This window comes from Flavobacterium frigoritolerans (assembly GCF_025847275.1).
GTDB lineage: Bacteria > Bacteroidota > Bacteroidia > Flavobacteriales > Flavobacteriaceae > Flavobacterium > Flavobacterium frigoritolerans.
This window is the reverse complement of sequence record NZ_JAOZEV010000005.1, coordinates 63983-82756: the sequence shown is the minus strand read 5'-3', so window position 1 is coordinate 82756 and position 18774 is coordinate 63983. Positions and strand designations below refer to the sequence as shown.

18 protein-coding genes are annotated in these 18774 nt (G+C 30.1%); 11 read left to right on the top strand and 7 right to left on the bottom strand.

Annotated features, from left to right (window positions below):
- Positions 1-62 precede the first annotated feature (62 nt).
- The 10 genes from porW (at position 63) to atpG (ending at position 8883) form a co-directional block, all read left to right on the top strand.
- Positions 63-2681 carry a type IX secretion system periplasmic lipoprotein PorW/SprE gene (gene porW / locus OIU80_RS08370; RefSeq protein WP_264286580.1) on the top strand — a complete coding sequence of 873 codons (2619 nt, stop codon included), beginning with the start codon at positions 63-65 and terminating at the stop codon, positions 2679-2681.
- A 2-nt stretch (positions 2682-2683) separates the two neighbouring features.
- Positions 2684-3076: a bactofilin family protein gene (locus tag OIU80_RS08365; RefSeq protein ID WP_264286579.1), complete on the top strand. Its 393-nt coding sequence runs from the start codon at positions 2684-2686 to the stop codon at positions 3074-3076.
- Positions 3054-3281 (top strand): AtpZ/AtpI family protein, encoded by a 228-nt coding sequence (locus OIU80_RS08360; protein ID WP_264286578.1) that lies wholly within the window; start codon positions 3054-3056, stop codon positions 3279-3281. The genes OIU80_RS08365 and OIU80_RS08360 overlap by 23 nt, the downstream gene beginning before the upstream one ends.
- Positions 3281-3664, top strand: coding sequence for a hypothetical protein (locus OIU80_RS08355; protein ID WP_264286577.1), 384 nt, complete (start codon positions 3281-3283; stop codon positions 3662-3664). Before OIU80_RS08360 ends, OIU80_RS08355 begins: the two co-directional genes overlap by 1 nt.
- 133 nt (positions 3665-3797) lie before the next feature.
- Complete coding sequence (gene atpB, locus OIU80_RS08350) at positions 3798-4958, top strand: F0F1 ATP synthase subunit A (protein WP_264286576.1); 1161 nt, start codon at positions 3798-3800, stop codon at positions 4956-4958.
- A 40-nt stretch (positions 4959-4998) separates the two neighbouring features.
- Positions 4999-5202: an ATP synthase F0 subunit C gene (gene atpE / locus OIU80_RS08345; RefSeq protein ID WP_039113322.1), complete on the top strand. Its 204-nt coding sequence runs from the start codon at positions 4999-5001 to the stop codon at positions 5200-5202.
- 82 nt (positions 5203-5284) lie between these two features.
- Positions 5285-5776, top strand: coding sequence for a F0F1 ATP synthase subunit B (locus tag OIU80_RS08340; protein ID WP_264286575.1), 492 nt, complete (start codon positions 5285-5287; stop codon positions 5774-5776).
- A gap of 4 nt (positions 5777-5780) precedes the next feature.
- Positions 5781-6314, top strand: a complete 534-nt coding sequence (atpH, locus tag OIU80_RS08335; protein ID WP_264286574.1) for an ATP synthase F1 subunit delta — start codon at positions 5781-5783, stop codon at positions 6312-6314.
- A gap of 39 nt (positions 6315-6353) precedes the next feature.
- Positions 6354-7931, top strand: coding sequence for a F0F1 ATP synthase subunit alpha (atpA, locus tag OIU80_RS08330; protein WP_195737574.1), 1578 nt, complete (start codon positions 6354-6356; stop codon positions 7929-7931).
- A 91-nt stretch (positions 7932-8022) separates the two neighbouring features.
- Entirely contained in the window at positions 8023-8883 is an 861-nt protein-coding gene (gene atpG / locus OIU80_RS08325; protein WP_264286573.1) for an ATP synthase F1 subunit gamma, read from the top strand.
- A 130-nt stretch (positions 8884-9013) separates the two neighbouring features.
- On the opposite strand, the gene OIU80_RS08320 is transcribed toward atpG, so the two are convergent.
- From OIU80_RS08320 to OIU80_RS08290, 7 genes are all read right to left on the bottom strand, one after another.
- Complete coding sequence (locus OIU80_RS08320; protein ID WP_264286572.1) at positions 9014-11161, bottom strand: peptidase domain-containing ABC transporter; 2148 nt, start codon at positions 11159-11161, stop codon at positions 9014-9016.
- A gap of 129 nt (positions 11162-11290) precedes the next feature.
- Positions 11291-12433, bottom strand: a complete 1143-nt coding sequence (locus OIU80_RS08315; protein ID WP_264286571.1) for an HlyD family secretion protein — start codon at positions 12431-12433, stop codon at positions 11291-11293.
- 337 nt (positions 12434-12770) lie between these two features.
- Positions 12771-13226 (bottom strand): CPBP family intramembrane glutamic endopeptidase, encoded by a 456-nt coding sequence (locus OIU80_RS08310; RefSeq protein ID WP_264286570.1) that lies wholly within the window; start codon positions 13224-13226, stop codon positions 12771-12773.
- Positions 13227-14848: 1622 nt separating this feature from the next.
- Complete coding sequence (locus OIU80_RS08305; protein ID WP_264286569.1) at positions 14849-15058, bottom strand: hypothetical protein; 210 nt, start codon at positions 15056-15058, stop codon at positions 14849-14851.
- A gap of 242 nt (positions 15059-15300) precedes the next feature.
- Positions 15301-15690, bottom strand: a complete 390-nt coding sequence (locus tag OIU80_RS08300) for a hypothetical protein (protein ID WP_264286568.1) — start codon at positions 15688-15690, stop codon at positions 15301-15303.
- Entirely contained in the window at positions 15677-16261 is a 585-nt protein-coding gene (locus OIU80_RS08295) for a hypothetical protein (protein WP_264286567.1), read from the bottom strand. The genes OIU80_RS08300 and OIU80_RS08295 overlap by 14 nt, the downstream gene beginning before the upstream one ends.
- A gap of 63 nt (positions 16262-16324) precedes the next feature.
- Positions 16325-16480, bottom strand: coding sequence for a hypothetical protein (locus tag OIU80_RS08290; RefSeq protein ID WP_264286566.1), 156 nt, complete (start codon positions 16478-16480; stop codon positions 16325-16327).
- Between the two features lie 435 nt (positions 16481-16915).
- Here OIU80_RS08290 and OIU80_RS08285 point away from each other — a divergent pair, with 435 nt between their 5' ends.
- Positions 16916-18637 carry a helix-turn-helix domain-containing protein gene (locus tag OIU80_RS08285; protein ID WP_264286564.1) on the top strand — a complete coding sequence of 574 codons (1722 nt, stop codon included), beginning with the start codon at positions 16916-16918 and terminating at the stop codon, positions 18635-18637.
- Positions 18638-18774: the final 137 nt, after the last annotated feature.

Genomic DNA, 18774 nt, shown 5'->3' with positions numbered 1-18774 from the left:
ATTTTTACCAGTCATTATACTAAAAAACTTTTTTAGATGTTAAATGTTAAAAGTGTTTCCCATTGAAAAACAATCGATTTAAATACATTTTTCTGTTCTTATTTATCTCCTTTTTGATAGCTTGTTCTACAAAAAGAGACACGTTTTTGGCAAGAAACTCTCATGCATTAAGTACAAAGTATAATATTTTGTATAATGGGCAAGTGGGTTTTGATAAAGGGATGAAAGCGATAGAAGCTAATTATACCGATAACTTTTGGAAATTACTGCCTGTTGAAAGGATGCAAATTGATGAAGGTAATTCGGATGAAGCTAAAACTAAAAATCCTGATTTTCAACTTGCAGAGACAAAAGCGACCAAGGCGATTCAGAAACACTCGATGAATATTGGTGGACGAGAAAAAAACAGTCAGATAGACGAAGCATATTTAATGCTTGGTCAGGCTCGTTATTATGACCAGAGATTCTTACCTGCTCTAGAAGCATTTAATTACATTTTATATAAATACCCAACAAGTAGTAATATCAATACCGCAAGAATTTGGCGTGAAAAAACCAATATGCGATTAGGTAATGATGAGTTGGTTATAAAAAACATCTATAAATTAATTAAAGGAGTTGCATTAAAAAAACAAGTATATGCCGATGCAAATGCTTTGTTAGCAGAAGCTTTTATTAATTTGGAAGAAAAAGATAGTGCAATTACAAAACTTAAAATTGCAGAAGAGTTTACCAAAAGAAATCCAGAAAGATCTAGATACCGTTTTATTTTAGGACAATTGTATCAGGAAACCAATAAGAGAGATAGTGCGCTTTATTTTTATCAATCAGTAATTGATATGAACCGAAGAGCAGAACGAAAGTATGTAATTAATGCTTATGCAAAAAAGGCTCAGTTATTTGATTATCAAAATGGTGATAGTGAACTTTTTATTAAAACATACAATAAACTAGTTGATGATAGAGAAAACAGACCATTCTTAGATGTAATATTTTATGAAATGGGAGTCTTTTTTGATAAAAAGAAAGATGAAAAATCAGCATTAGAATTTTATAATTCTTCTTTAAAAAGAAAATCTAAGGATCCCTATTTGGTAGCATCCACCTATCGAAACATAGGGAACATGTACTTTAAAAAAGCAAGTTATACACTGGCAGCAAAGTATTACGATAGTACTCTGGTAAAATTAGATTCTAAAACCAGGGAGTATGTTTATATCCAGAAAACTAGAAAAAATTTGGATGATGTAATAAAATATGAAGGTATTGCGAAACGCAATGATAGTATTATAAATGTAGTTGGACTTTCTGATTCAGCCAGAGTAAAATATTTTGGAGATTATATTGCCAAGTTAAAAACTGCCGATGAAGCCAAACGAATTCTTGAAGAAAAACAAAAAGAGAAAATTGCGAATATAGAGCGAAACACAAATGGAGGAGGATTGGAAACAATAACTGCAAAAGGAGCTTTACCAGGGAATCCTGAAAAAAGTGGTGTTCCAAGTCCGCCAACAGGAAATGAGGTTGCGAGTGTTTTCTATTTTTATAATCCATCAACAGTAGCTTATGGTAAATTACAATTCAAAAAACTGTGGGGAAATAGAGAGATAAATAGCAACTGGAGATTACCGTCTAATAAGTCGAATTCAAATTCTGATGATGATAAATCAACAGCTGTTGCTGTAAATGATTCAATAATAGAAGAAGTAATAGTCGAAAAGTATACTACAGATTTTTATTTAAAACAACTTCCAAAGGACAAACAGGCAATAGATAGTATTGTTCAGGAACGAAATTTTTCGTACTACCAATTAGGACTTATTTACAAGGAAAAATTCAAAGAATATGAATTGGCTAGCAATAAGTTAGAGCAATTATTAAAGAATAATCCTGAAGAAAAATTGATTTTGCCATCTATGTATAATCTGTATAAAATTTACGAGATTACAAATCCTGCAAAAGCGGTAGCGATGAAACTGGATATAACTACTCGTTATCCAAATTCACGCTATGCACAAATCATAAACAATAATGGTTTAGATGAGGGAGCAGGAATAAAGGCACCAGAAAAAGAATATCAAAAATGGTATAAATTATTTCAAGAAGAAAAATATGCCGAAGTCTTAAATAATATTGATGACCTTATAAATCAATATTCGGGAGATGAAATAGTTTCTAAATTTGAGTTATTAAAAGCCAATACATTAGGAAAAGCTAAAGGATTAGTTGCGTATAAAAAAGCGATAGAAAATGTAGCAGAGAACTATCCAAATAGTGAAGAGGGTAAAAAAGCACAGGATGTTTTAACCAATCAGATTCCATTTTTGGAGAAACGTGTATTTACAACTGTTGATAACAAAAATTGGAAAATCCTGTATAAAATTGATATTCAGGATGAAAAAGCAAGAAAAACAATTGAGGATATTATTAAAAAATTCTTAGTTGATGAGAACTTCCAAAAGTTAACTTATTCTTTTGATAAATATGATTTGGATTCAGGGTTTGTTACCATTCATGGTATAAAATCAGAGAGTTATGCAAATGATGTTGCCAAAGTGTTAAAAGAAAATAAAAAGTATAATTTGGTAGCCTATCCAGCAGTAATAATATCAAGTGACAATTATAGTATAGTACAAATCAATAAAAATTTAGAAGCCTATTTAGCTCCTAAAACACCTTAAACATGTTTAATAAAGCCCCAAAATTTAGCACAGAAAACCTAGGAAAAACTAATAGAATAGTCGAAGGAACTATAATAACCGGAGATATTACATCGCTAGCCGATTTTAGATTAGATGGAGAATTAATAGGTAATTTTACCTCGAAAGGGAAAATTGTAATTGGTCCAGCAAGTAAAGTCAAGGGAGACATCATTTGCCAGAATGCCGATATTGAAGGAGAATTTACAGGAAAGATTAAAGTTGCTGAGCTTTTAAATGTAAAAGCAACAGCAAAAATTAATGGAGAAGTAACCGTAGGCAAATTATCTGTAGAACCAGGTGCCAACTTCACAGGTACTTGTATAATGTTAACAGATTCTAAAAGTGGAATAAATGGCGGACAAGGAACCAAATGAAAATCAGAGAAATAATAAATGGTTAGTTTTTGTTAACATTCCAATACAGATGGGAGTAATTATATTTTTATTTTCCTATTTGGGTATGTGGTTAGACGAAAAATATTCAAATGGCGGTTCGCTGTGGACAATTATATTGTCTTTATTTTCTGTCTTTCTTGCTCTTTATAATGTCATCCGACAAGTTAAAAATTTAAATAAATAATGAATAAAGTTGTAGATTTTCTTAAGTATTTTGTTCCTTTTTCGATTGTATTGTTAGCCACACAATATTTTATAATGCAATCGTTATCAGATAAATTAGTTTTTTTTTATTCCGTGTGGAGTATTTACATATTTAATATAGTAGCTACTTTTTTAGTGTATCTGTTTTTAATTTATGTGAATAAAATTTTTCCAACTTATACAGGTTTCGCTTTTCTTGGAGCAAGTTTTTTTAGAATGATGGTAGCCATCATTTTCTTGATTCCTTTGATAAAAGCGGGAGTTAAAGATCCAATAATTGATTTGGGAGCATTTTTTATCCCATATTTTTTATTTTTACTTTTTGAAACATATTTTACAGTTCGACTAATAAACAAAAGCTAACCGCTTCATTATTAGATAAATTGATAATTTAAAATGTAATATTAAAAAACATATCCATAAATTTTCAATTTTCAATTTAAAATGTACCTTTGCAAAAAATTTTTGGAACCTAAAATTAGATAAAGATTTAATAATGATATTTTCAAATAAACCAGTTCAGTACTTATTAGTTACATTATTAGCATTTACTTCGTCGATAAATTTCGCCTCTACCACTGTTGATAGTGTTTCTGTTAAACACGAAAACGTTGAAGTAGCAGAAGGAAGCGGTCACGGAGAAAGTGTTGGTCACGAAATAGAAAAAGAATTTAATGCAAGTGAATTGATTAATTCACACATTGGAGATTCTCATGATTTTCATATTGCTGACTGGAATGGTCATGCTATTTCGCTTAATCTACCAGTTATTTTATGGACTAAAAATGGATTAGAGATTTTTTCATCAGAAAAATTTCACCATGATAATACAGGAGAACATGTTGTAGATATTAATGGTCAAAAAGTTGTTCGCTATAAAGAAGTAATTTTTTATGCTGACAAATTTGAGCAAATGACTGCTGAAGAAAGAGGTAACGGAGCTTTTGCTTTTGATGCAAGACCTTTAGATTTTTCTATCACAAAGAATGTTTTTTCAATGTTGATGTCTGCGATTATTTTGTTTTTCTTATTTTTTGCAGTAGCAAGATCATATAAGAAAAATCCAAACGCACCAAAAGGATTGGCTGGATTTTTAGAGCCACTAGTTACATATGTTAGAGACGAGATTGCGATTCCAAATATTGGAACAAAAAAGGCTGGAAAATATATGCCATACCTTTTGACTATCTTTTTCTTTATTTGGATTAATAACCTTATCGGATTGATTCCTTTCTTTCCATTTAGTTCTAACTTAACAGGTAATATCTATTTTACATTTGTAATGGCATTTATTACTTTTATCGTTACAACTTTAAGCGCAAACAAAAATTACTGGGGACATATTTTTAATACACCAGGTGTTCCTGTGTGGTTGGCTCCAATTATGATTCCTGTAGAAATTATAGGAATGCTTACTAAGCCATTTGCATTGATGATTCGTTTATTTGCAAACATCACTGCAGGTCACATTATTATTTTAAGTTTAGTTTCTTTGATTTTCATTTTCAAAACTATTGCTATCGGACCAGTTGCTGGAGCATTCGTATTGTTCATGAGTGTATTAGAAATGTTGGTTGCTGCTTTGCAAGCGTATGTATTTACTTTGCTATCAGCATTATTTATTGGTCAGGCTGTTGAAGAGCACGATCATCATTAATCAGAGTTTTATTAATTATTAACTATATAAATTTATTATTATGGTATTAGCTGGAATCGGAGCTGGATTAGCTGTAATTGGTGCAGGTCTTGGTATTGGAAAAATTGGTGGTTCTGCAATGGACGCTATCGCTCGTCAACCAGAAGCTGCTGGAAAAATCCAGACTGCTATGATTATTGCTGCTGCACTTATTGAAGGTGTTGCACTTTTCGCAGTAGTTGTTGCGTTAATCACAAACGCATAATTAAAATCTAAAACTTCCTGTAGCGGTTGGCTTCAGGAAGTTTTTTTAAAAAAAGACAAACAAATTTTAAATATATAATGTTATGCAATTAACTTCACCAGAAAGTTTAATTTTTTGGACAACAACTATCTTTATTGTTTTCTTCCTTCTAATGGCAAAATTTGCTTGGAAACCTATATTAGGTGCAGTAAAAAGCCGTGAAGAATCTATCAACGAAGCTTTAGCATCTGCAGAAGCAGCTCGTAGAGAAATGCAGAATTTAACTGCTGATAATGAGCGTATCTTAAAAGAAGCTCGTGCTGAACGTGATGCTATGTTAAAAGAAGCTCGCGAAATGAAAGAGCAAATTATAGCTGAATCTAAAAATGAAGCACAAGAGCAAGGACAAAAATTAATTGCCCAAGCTAAAGCAGCTATCGAAAATGAAAAGAATGCAGCTATGGCTGAATTGAAATCACAAGTTTCAACTTTATCATTAAGCATTGCTGAAAAACTATTGAAAGATGAATTATCTAGCAAAGAATCTCAAACTAAATTAGTTGAGAAAATGTTAGATGACGTAAAGTTAAACTAATATTATGGCAAGTACAAGAGCAGCAATTCGTTATGCAAAAGCAATTCTGGACTTAGCAAACTCTAAAGGTGTTGCCGAAGTTGTTAATAACGATATGAAGTCAATTGCTTCAACAATTGATACAAATGCAGAATTGAGTACCTTTATTCAAAGCCCAACTATTAAAGTTGAAGTTAAAGAAAGTGCTCTTTTAGAGGTTTTTGCAACTATAAATGGTGTAACCAAAGGGTTGTTTCATTTATTGTTTGAAAACAAAAGATTCGAAATTCTAGAAGCAATAGCACTAGAATACGTTAAATTATTTGATGAAAATAATGGTGTTGAAGTAGCAAAAGTTACAACAGCAATTCCTATGGATGCTGCTTTAGAAGCTAAAGTTTTAGCTAAAATCGCAACATTATCAGATAAGAAAATTACAATTGAAAATAACGTAGATGCTTCAATTATTGGAGGATTTATTTTAAGAATAGGCGATAAGCAATATAATGCATCTGTTGCAAACAGATTACAAGTATTAAAAAGAGAGTTAAGTAATTAGTTTTATTACACATAAAAGTGTCTAAATAATAAATTTAAGATGGCGGAAATCAAACCTGCTGAAATTTCAGCAATATTAAGAAAGCAAGTAGAAGGTTTTGAATCTGGTGCTACGCTAGAAGAAGTAGGAACAGTACTTCAAGTTGGAGACGGTATTGCTCGTATTTACGGGCTATCGAATGTACAATATGGTGAGTTAGTTGAATTTGAAAACGGACTTGAAGCTATTGTATTGAACCTTGAAGAAGATAATGTTGGTGTGGTACTTTTAGGACCATCAACAGGAATTAAAGAAGGATCAACAGCAAAAAGAACACAACGTATTGCTTCTCTTAAAGTAGGTGAGCAAATGGTAGGACGTGTAGTAAACACTCTTGGTTTTCCAATTGATGGAAAAGGACCAATCGGTGGAACATTATACGAAATGCCTTTAGAAAGAAAAGCACCAGGAGTTATCTTCCGTCAACCAGTAACAGAACCATTACAAACAGGTATTAAAGCTGTTGATGCTATGATTCCAGTTGGACGTGGACAACGTGAGCTTGTAATTGGTGACCGTCAAACAGGAAAATCTACTGTTTGTTTGGATACTATCTTAAACCAAAAAGAATTTTACGATGCAGGAAAACCTGTATTTTGTATATATGTTGCAATTGGGCAAAAAGCTTCAACTGTAGCAGGAATTGCTAAAATGTTAGAAGAAAAAGGTGCAATGGCTTATACAGTTATTGTTGCAGCAAATGCTTCTGACCCAGCTCCAATGCAAGTTTATGCTCCTTTCGCAGGTGCTGCAATTGGAGAATATTTTAGAGATTCAGGTCGTCCAGCACTTATTGTGTATGATGATTTATCTAAACAAGCTGTAGCTTACCGTGAGGTTTCTCTTTTATTAAGAAGACCACCGGGACGTGAAGCATATCCTGGAGACGTTTTCTACTTACACAGTAGATTATTAGAGCGTGCTTGTAAAGTAATTGCAGATAATGGAATTGCTAAAAACATGAACGATTTACCAGATTCACTTAAATCTATCGTAAAAGGTGGTGGTTCATTAACTGCTTTACCAATTATCGAAACTCAAGCTGGTGACGTTTCTGCATATATCCCAACAAACGTAATTTCGATTACAGATGGTCAAATTTTCCTTGATGGAGATTTGTTTAACTCTGGAGTTCGTCCTGCTATCAACGTAGGTATTTCAGTATCTCGTGTTGGAGGTAATGCACAAATTAAATCTATGAAAAAAGTATCAGGTACTTTAAAATTAGATCAAGCGCAATTCCGTGAATTGGAAGCGTTTGCTAAATTTGGTTCTGACTTAGATTCAGTTACTTTAAACGTAATCGAAAAAGGTAAAAGAAACGTTGAAATCTTGAAACAAGGTTTAAATGATCCTTATACTGTAGAAAACCAAGTAGCTATTATTTATGCAGGTTCTAAAAACTTATTAAGAAACGTTCCTGTAAATAAAGTAAAAGAATTTGAAGCAGATTTCTTAGCATACCTTAACAGCAAGCATAAAGATACTCTTAATGCGCTTAAAGCAGGTAAACTAGACGATAACATTACAGATGTTATTGAAAAAGTAGCAAAAGAAATTTCAGCAAAATATAACTAATAAGATAATTGGATAATTAGATAATTTAAAAAACACTTTGGTTTTTTAAATTATCTAATTGACTGATTTTCAAATTTTCTAATTAGAAAAAATGGCAAATTTAAAGGAAATCCGTAATAGAATTACTTCCGTTTCATCTACGATGCAGATTACATCGGCGATGAAAATGGTTTCTGCAGCTAAGCTAAAGAAAGCACAAGATGCAATCACAGCGATGCGTCCTTATGCCGAGAAATTAACGGAATTATTACAAAACCTTTCAGCAACACTAGATGGTGATGTTGGAGGAGATTTTACAACACAACGTGAGGTAAAAAAAGTATTGCTTGTAGCGATAACTTCAAATAGAGGTTTATGTGGTGCATTTAATACGAATGTAATAAAGGAAGCAAAAGCACGTTCTGAATTTTATGCCGGAAAACAGGTTGATATTTTTCCTATAGGTAAAAAAGGAAATGATGTATTAGCTAAAACTCATAAAGTTCACGGTCATCATAATGCAATTTTTGATCATTTGACTTTTGATAACGTTGCTGCAATTGCTGATAATTTAACTGAAAAATTCTTGTCAGGAGAGTACGATAGAATTGAATTGATTTATAATCAGTTTAAAAATGCTGCTACTCAAATTGTTCAAGTAGAACAGTTTTTACCATTAGCTCCAATTAAATCAGATGTACCTGTTTCAACAGGAGATTATATCTTTGAACCTTCGAAAGAAGAAATCGTGTTGACTTTGATTCCTAAATCATTAAAAACACAATTATACAAAGGTATTCGTGATTCATTTGCTTCAGAGCATGGTGCACGTATGACTGCAATGCACAAAGCAACTGATAATGCTACTGAGTTGAGAAATCAATTGAAATTAACTTACAATAAAGCACGTCAAGCTGCCATCACAAACGAAATTTTAGAAATCGTTGGTGGAGCGGAAGCTTTGAAAGGATAAGAAAAATTTTTAATTTTTCAAATCTTAAAATTGCAAAGCTTTGAAAGGATAAGAAAATTGAAAGAATATATAAAGAGCCGACAAGTAATTGTCGGCTCTTTTTTTGTTTTTGATAGTTTGTATAATTGGATTATAACAATCCCTGTTTGTTCCATAAATCAAAGTATTCCCCTTTTTGGACTAATAAATCGATATGATTTCCTGACTCGATAATAGTTCCATTTTTCATTACAAAAATAGTATTAGCATTTGCAATTGTACTTAGTCGATGTGCAATAACAATAACAGTTTTTCCTTGTAATTTGAAATTGTCGATTACTTCTTTTACAGTTCTTTCAGAGTTAGTATCTAGTGATGATGTTGCCTCATCCATTAATAGAACCTCAGGATTCTTATATAAAGCTCTAGCAATTGCAATTCGTTGTTTCTGACCTCCAGAAAGCATTGTGCCATTTTCGCCTATTTGTGTTTCAAAACCGTTTGGTAATTTTTCGACAAATTCAGTTATTCCGAGTTGTTTAGATAAGTCCAAAACATGTTGAATATTTGGAAAAGAATCACCTAAGGCAATGTTTTCGATAATATTTCCGGAAAACAGATTGAGTTGTTGCGGAACTACTCCAACATAATTTCTTAGACTTTGGTAATGGATAAATTGTGTATCATATTCGCCAATGTAAATTTTCCCTTCTTTTATGGGATACAAATTTTGCAACAAGGAGATTAATGTAGTCTTACCGCTTCCGCTTTCACCAACAATAGCAGTTGTTTCATTTTTCTTGAATACGGCATTGAAATTTTTAAATACTTCAACTCGAGAGCCATAACGAAATGAAACATTTTCGAATTTTATGTCCCCTACATTTTCTCTTTGTAGCTCCACTTTATTTTCTGTTTCTTCGCGTTCCAGATCCATTATCTCGAAAAGTCTATCAGCAGCAATCAATGCATTTTGTGCTGTTTTGTTCATGCCGATTAAAGAGGCTACTGGGGAAGTAAAATAACCTATTAAGGCATAAAAAGAAAATAATTCTCCAGGAGTAATTGCTCTGTCTATTACATATCCTGAACCAATCCACATTAAAATAACGGTGAACCCCGAAGCCAAAAATTGGGTAGATGTATTTGCAAAAATTCCATTTAGACCAGATTTATAGCCCGTAAACAATAGTTTTACAAATTTGTTTTCAGTTTTTAAATTGGAATATTCTTCGATTCCAAATTCTTTTACTGTTCTTATATGTGTAATACTTTCGACTAGTTGGGTTTGCAGTTCTGCGGCATTTTCCATGATATTTCGTTCTACTTTCTTATTGAATTTATTCAAAACAAAATAGATTGCTGTATAAAATGGAATTACGAGTAGGATTACCAAAGCCAGTTTCCAATAATAAGTAAACATCAACGCAAAGGAAAAGACAACAATAAAAACGTTTACAATCATTTCAATTGCTACTTCATTTATAAACGAACGTATTTTTACGGCATCATTTATTCGAGAGGTAATTTCTCCTATTTGCATAGTGTCAAAGAAACGCTGTGGTAAATGGAGTAAATGTTTGTAATAGCCGAGTATTAATTTAGCATCAATTAATTGCCCGGTTTTCATTACAAAGATACTTTTTTTGGAACCAATATAAGCCTGTAGTACTATAATCGCAATCATAGATATGCTTAATAGATTGAGTAATTTTCGATTACCATCAACCAAAACATAATCGGTTATTTTTTGAATATAAATAGACATTGCTAATCCCAAAACGGTAAACAGTATTGCACCAATGAGGGCTTGGATTAAAATAGTTTTGTGCGGTTGTACCAAGTGCCAAAACCGTCTTATGGGAGACGTCTTTTCATTATACGTTTTAAAATCATCATTTGGAGCAAAAAGAATCAATACACCAGACCACACTTTTTGGAAGTCATCGAAAGTATAGGTTACCATTTTGCCAAAACCAGGATCCATAACAGTAACTATTGATTTTTCAACTTTATAAATTACCACATAATGATGCAATTGTTCTTTCGTAATTATATGAGCAATAGCAGGAAGCGGGATTTTATCCAAAGAATCTATTCCGCCTTTGACTCCTTTGGCGGTAAAACCCATTTTTTCGGCAGCTTCAATAATCCCTAACACATTAGTACCACGTTTATCGGTATTGGCATATTGGCGGATTCTCGCTATAGGGAGATTAACTTTGAAATGGTTTCCAATAGAAGCCAGACAAGCCGCACCACAATCTTTAATATCATGTTGTTTTATTTTTATAGACATATTTATTGGAATTAGAAATTAACAGTTAGAAATTAGTAATTTTGATATTCTACAAATTAACTTCTTTATGAAAAATGTTAATGTTATTAGTTGCCGTAACTAAAAAATTAAAAGAAACATAAGCAATTGCTAATTACTACTTGCTAATTGTTTAGGGTTAAGCCAATCATCTACTTTATCGAATAATAAATCAAACAAGCTTCTTCTGGTAATGATGTATCGTGTAGTGAGTGTCATTCCTTTTGAAACATTTGTTTTGTAACCCGATTGTAACTGCATCGTTGTTGAATCTAGTGCGCTGCGTACCTTAAAAAAAGCTTGTTCTCCTTGCATAGTAATATTTCGATCAATATCAATTACTTTTCCTTCTAATAAACCCCATTGATTGTAATTAAAGGCATCCAATTGAAATTTTACTTTCTGGCTTTTTTTTATAAGACCAATATCATTTGGGGAAACATTGCTTTCGACAATAAGATGATCTGCTGCCGAAATTGATGCAATAGATTGAGAGGCATTTATGTAAGAACCGACTTGGATACCCGAAAAACTCTCTACAGTTCCAGAAATAGGTGCTAAAACAATATAATTAGTTGATTCGGTATTTATTTTGGCAACAGTTCCGTTTAAGTTTTTTAATCGTTCTTCCAGCTCTCTTTTTTGATTTTCCCAAGTGGCTTTTTGCTGGGTGATGTAGCTTTGTAATGCCTGATTAGCAAAACGCAATTCGTATTCATGTTTTTCGAATTCGGCTTTTGCAATAATATCCTTATTGTATAAGCTTTTATTTCGGTTGAAGTTAATTTGTGCTTGTGCCACTTTGCTTTGCAATTCATCTTTGCGTGCCTGAAATTTGGATAAATCTTCTCGGGCAGTAGATGTGGTTATATATGCTGTTTTATTTTGCAATAGCAATGAAATATCTTTTACCAATGCCGAAACGGAGCCTGATAAGCTATCTTGTGTTTTTTTATCGCTTTCCAGATTTTGCTTGGAGATTTTTATAAGCGTATCACCTTTTTGTACAATAGTATTGTTCTTAAACGACAACCAAGTAACGCGACCGCTTACTATAGTCGAAATAGGAACATTATCGGTAGTACTACGAATAATACCCCGGCTCTGACTACTAATGTCAACTTTAATTATTGGTAACAAAACCAAGAAAACAAGAATTGCCAAAACAAGAACCAGGTATATGGATATATTCTTTGTTTTGTTTTTTGCAATAAGATTTTCGAGGGTGTTTATTGGATCTGAACTGAAGTTCATGATTTAAATTTATTAGTTGGTTTTATCTAAAAAATAGTCTTGTTTTCTTTTGTCAAAACTATGTCAAACAATGTATTGAAAGCAAATGGTCGTTATCGAGATTCGGGAATCCCGATATTGTTTTCAGGAATTATAATACAATTGTACTTGCAAATAGTACTGTATATCAATTAAGGAATAGAGTTGTAATAGTTTACACCTAATAGGTTTTAAAAACAGATAAGATTATTGGGATATTGCCTTAAGAAAAACGCGATACCAGTTTAGTTTTACTTCAAAAACATGAAAAGATTGAGAATATCTTTAATCGAAAAGTTGTAAATAAAAGTAGAGGAGATTAAACTACAAATAAATAACCATATAAGTTATATGCTGAATGCAATAAGACGGTTAGAATAAAAAAAAGGCGTGTTTCATTTTTTGTATCTATGTAATATTTATTTAGTATAATGCCCGCAATAAAGGACATTACAATATAGATGGGGTGGTAGAAGTGTGCTAATGAAAAGAGTAAACTAGGGATCGTTATTTTTAAAAAATAACTTCTAACTTTTAATTTTTCTAATATTTCATTTGGTGTAAATTGAAAAATTAAGGTTTCAAGAATAGGTGCTAAAATTACAACAATAACAAATTTCCCTAAACCTGAAAAGTTTTTTAATCCATTTTCAGATTCATTAGAATAATTAAAATATGTATCATTAATCCAATTGAATAAATAGCCGTTTAAAATGGCAACAATTAAATAACTAAAAAACGTAATTAGCTTAGAGTAAATACTTTTATTTTTCATTTTTATATTTTGTAATTACAGAATCAAGAAAACAGAACTATTATTAGTTTTGTTTTTACTAATACGGTTTTCTGGAGTATTTATTGGGATCAGAACTGAAGTTCATAAAATAATTACGTATTAAGTGTTTTTATTATGAAAATCAAAGAATTGGATACGGAGTGAATTAGTGTTACATACAAAAATGCAGACAACCAATTATCTTTACACCTCTATATTTCATTATAATAAAAAGCAGTATAAAGCTTTTTCACACTGCTTTTATAACACAATAATCTCTTATAAACGGTTAAAATAAAGCATTTAAAATTCTATAAAGTAAAATACCAACTAGAATAGAAAGTGTTATTTTAATTAACTTTTTTATGTTTAGTTTCATTTAAAAGGGATCTTTAGTTTATTATATGTGACCGTGAACACCATATTGAGCATCAGATTCTATTGCATTTCCAATTACTGCTGCCATATCGCCTAACCAAGAAAAAAACGTCTAGTTAATTTATCTCCACCAGAAATTGAAATTAATTCCTCTTTTTTTAATTCAATAACATTTATATCTGATATATTCATTTTTGTATTTTTTATCTGTTTCTACCTTCGCTATATGCTTTTTCAAATGCTGCTACATTTCCATCCCAATCTTCTACAATGCTATATATAAAAGATCCTGCAATAGAACTTATAACCCAACCTAAATAGGATTTCCTCCCTCAACGGTTTCCGCTTCCTGAGCATTAAGCTCTACTAAATTTATGATTTTAAATAGTTCGTAAACAATTTTAGTGTTTTTGAATAATTTTTCTTAATTATGTGATGTATCAATTTCCCATTATAGCTTTAATAAAATCATCTTTATCCTTGATGATTTGGAAAAGTATTATTAACAATATAAACAGTAAGAATGTTTTTTTTCGGGTGAAAATTTTTTTTATCATTTTTTATTTTAAAAAAGAATCTATAGCATATCCTAATAAATAAAGAAATAAGGATAACAAGATTACAATTCGGATTCACTTTAATAGTTTTGATGAGGAAGAGATAGTTAATATTTCTCCACAATATTATTTTAACGAGCCAAAGCTTTACCAAAAAACACTCCCTTTTCGAATATATAAATGCTAAACAATATAAAAATTGCTATTGCATATAATAAGATATAATAATTTTTTCTAGTTTTCATTTTGTAATTATTTGTATGTTAGTTATTTATTTATTAGAATGCATAAAAGAACTATAAAACCTAATGCGTATAATTGTAATATGCTTTTCCGCATAATGTTCCCATAAAATAGATAAAAGAGGCAATTATTATGCATACGTAAATAGCCTTTATTAGATTTTTTTCCTTTGTTCCAAATAAAAGAGTTGATATTGACGATTTCTTTTCCATAATTTTTAACATTATTTATTTTTAATTTCCATCAACTTATTTCGCATGATTAGATTTTTTTCTAAAAATAGGAATAATTAAATCAAAAATAAGTAGGGCAACTATAAGAAAGTAAAGAATAGGTTTTTTGTATATAAAGTCTATATGAAAAAATATAATTGACAATCCATAGAGAATAGTAATTACATAAAGAGCGATTCTAATTTTTTTCATTTTATGTAATATTAAGGGTTTAAATAAGTTGATTTTTTTCGTTCTTTTTTTTATCAAAATACAATTTGATAAATAGAAGTGCAATTAGCAATCGGTAACCTCTATAAATCCATTTATCGACATCCCAAAAGAATAATTCATGTGAGTCACGCGTATCAAATAATGAATAAAAGAAGCTTATTGAGAATAACAGACTCAAAACAAGATAAAAGGTTTTTGATAAGTTCATTAAAAATTAATTTTAGGATTGTAGAATGTTTTTTGTTTATTTTAAATTTTAATAATGGAAAACCTCAAATATTCTTTTAGTTCGAGATATAATTTTGCTAATCTGAAAGTGAGGTTTCTATCTTAATTTCAGTCAAAGATATGATTAGATTTTTTTCTAAAATTTGTTGCCAGTTTCTTCATGTCACAATTTATTTAATCTTTTGTTATTTTTAGAATATTGAAAGACTTCGTAAAAGATAATCAATAAGATTCTGTCTTTAATATATTAATTTTTGATTGAATTTCAAATGAATATATTAAAGACATCTTTTCATAAACCTGATATAATTCAAGTATTTTTTTAGATTGCTGTAATTGTTTTGATACATCTTTCTCAAGTGAAAATCTAAAAAATAATAGATCTGCAAAATCTTTAATGTTATCCAAATTAGTGCTTCCAATTATTTCTAATATTTCAGAAGATTCTTTCTCTAAAAGGGATTGTGTAGAAAGATTAAAATTTTTTAAGTTGAATTCATTTATATAGTCGGCAATGTTTTCTATTTCTGATGGTTTTTGCTTTGTCAATGCCATTAAAAAGTCTGAAAATTTTTTAATATTCCTGAGAATTAAGTCTTTATTCGTTTGCATTAGTTTTTTTATAATTAAGATACTTCTTGTATCGGTTAAAATGATAGATAATAATAACAATAAGAGAGACAAAAAAATTAGACATTTTCACAATATTATTTTGATAAAAAATATTATTAGATAAGCTATATAAATTTAAGTAATTTGCTCCTGCTAGTAAATTATTGACACCTATTAAAAAGCTAAAAATTGCAGTGCTAATAAGGAAAATATGTATCGCTGTATTAAAAATTATTTTCAATTTTATTTTTGCATAAAAAAGCTCTAAAAAAGTTATTTTTCTTCCATAATATAAAAGCTCTAAATATTTTTTAAATGTTAGATTAGATTTGGTAATCTTTTTTTCTGCTTCAAAATAAAAAAAGTCAGTTTGTTTTTTTAAAAAAACATATGCGATAATTATTATTATAAGTTCAGATAAAAGTATGGCATTCCATCCATAATGAAAATACCTTACTAATAAATTCATTTCACCAGCTAAACTTCCTCCACCAGATATATAGGTTGTTAAAATATCAAATGCTCTACCGATAATTACAATAATAAAAAGATTTAAATTATTTTTTTTCAAGATTATTTTTTTAAAATTAGAAATAAAAAGAATCCTTGAAAATTTTCAAGGATTCTAAATTTTTTATGGGCGTCCGTATTCATCCATTCCGTTAGAAGATTTGTAAATTTCTCCCCATAAATAAAGTGCCGCAAGCGCTACAGGAACAATCCATCCTCCTTCAACTTCTTGTACTTCTTGAGCATTAAGCTCTACTAAATTTATATTTTCTAAATTCATAATTTTCAAGTTTTTAAAATTAAATATTTTGTATTTGTACTAAATGTATTCTCGAGAAATTTGTTAGTACTTTTTTCATTTTATTGGGATGTGTAAAATTCCCATATTTGCTCTGTTTTTTATAGGGTTACAAAAACAGCTGAATCAGTCCCTCACAATTGGCCAAATTGTAATTCTAGAAAAAGAGTGCATTTCAAGTAACGTCTTACTAAAAAACAGTTTCATTTTCTTTTGTCAAAACTATGGTAAACAACATATTGAAAGCAAATGGTCGTTATCGGGATTCGGGAATCCCGATATTGTTTTCAGGAATTTTGGACTAAAAATAAGATTAATCTGTTGATATTTACTAAATTACAACCAATGCGTTAAATTTAGTTTTTACTGGCTAAATCGTACAAGTTTATTGTTTCTTTGTAAGAAAACTAAATAGTAATGAAGTGCTTTATTAAAAACAGAATGGTTTTATTGTTTTTATTGCCAATAATAGGTTTGGGACAAACTCAAAAAAAAGATTATACAAAACTTTCTTATGATGAGCTAAAGGCTTTGTATTGGAATAATGAGAAAGATCAAACGAAGCAGCTGGAATACGCACGTGCTTATTTGGTAAAGGCTAATAGAGAAAATATTCCTATAAGAAAGGCCAGAGCAAATTATCAATTTGCATTTTTATACTATAAAACAGATGCCAATAAGGCAATTATGTATTTGGATAGTGTGATTAAGTATTCTCAAAATACGGGAGATAAATTTTTTCCTGCTGCAGCTTATTGCGAAAAAGCAGATTTTCTAATAAAAAACTTTAAGTTTAAAGAGGCTTTGATAAATTACAATTTGGCGGAAAAAATAGCGCTTAAAACAAATATTGATTACTATTATATAGTTCGTGAATATATAGGTACAACTAAATCAGAAAATTTAGGAGATTTTAAAGAAGCACTCGATATTTATAAAGAATGTTATCAGTATTATAAGAGTAAAGACGTAACAAGTTCAAAGTACGTTACTTATTATCAAAGTATTATTTTTGGGTTGGCAGATTGCTATAAATCATTGCATAATAAAGATTCGACTACTTATTACAATAAATTAGGTTATAGGGAATCTCATATTACAAAGAATGAAGAAAATAAATACCTTTTTGTTTTAAATGAGGGGGCAAACCAAGTAGAAGGAAAAAATTATAAAGTAGGTTTAGACAGTATCAATAAAGCATTACCCAAAATGATTGAATATAATAATGTTGGTAATGTATTAGCAGGGTATTTTTATTTGGGTAAAGCTTACGAAGGGTTAGGGAGGAAAGGAAAAGCGGCAGAAAATTATATTAAAGTAGACTCTATCTATAAGCTAACAAAAGAAATAAGCACAGAATTTATAGATGGATATTCGTATCTGATTACCTATTATAAAAACTTAGGAGATAAAGAAAATCAATTAAAGTACATAACTACTTATATGACGATAGATAGTACTTTACAGAAAAATTATAGGGAATTAAATAAGTTAGTACATAAGGAATATGATATTCCTCGCTTAATGGCTGATAAAGAAAAACTTATTGCTTCCTTAAATACTGATAAAAGAGCAACCTATTGGGGATTAGGAGTGTTATTTTTAACTACTATTGTTGTGGGTGGTTTTGGAGTCTATCAGTATCAACTTAAAAAAAAATACCGTTCGCGATTTGAAAAAATAATAAAGGAAACTGCCATAATAAGTGATAATGAGACTGAAGTAAGCAAGGAAAAAGAAATTAAAATAGCGGGAACTAAAATTGAAGCTATTGGTATAGCTGAAGAATTAGTAAACCAGATTTTGGGAAAGCTAGATGATTTTGAAAACAAAAAAGGGTACTTAGAATCAAATATTACGGTACAGATGTTATCAACTACATTTGAGACGAATAGTAAGTATGTTTCTAAAATAGTGAATGTATATAAAGGAAAAACATTTACTCAATATATAAACGATTTAAGGATAGAGTATGCAGTTGTACAATTGCAAGAAAATAAAATGCTAAAAAAATATACCATCCAAGCACTTGCTTTGGAGTTTGGTTTTAACAATGCAGAATCCTTTTCGGCTGCTTTTTATAAAAAAACAGGTATCAAACCAACTTATTTTATTAAAGAACTTGATAATGTCGTATAGTAGTAACTACTTTGTTTTCAGTATTTATAATGATTTATTAACTCGTAATTCCTGAATTCCGATAACTCAAATTTATTAGCTTATAATTTTATGTGCAGTACATTATATATTTGTATTTATACTAATTTAAATGATAT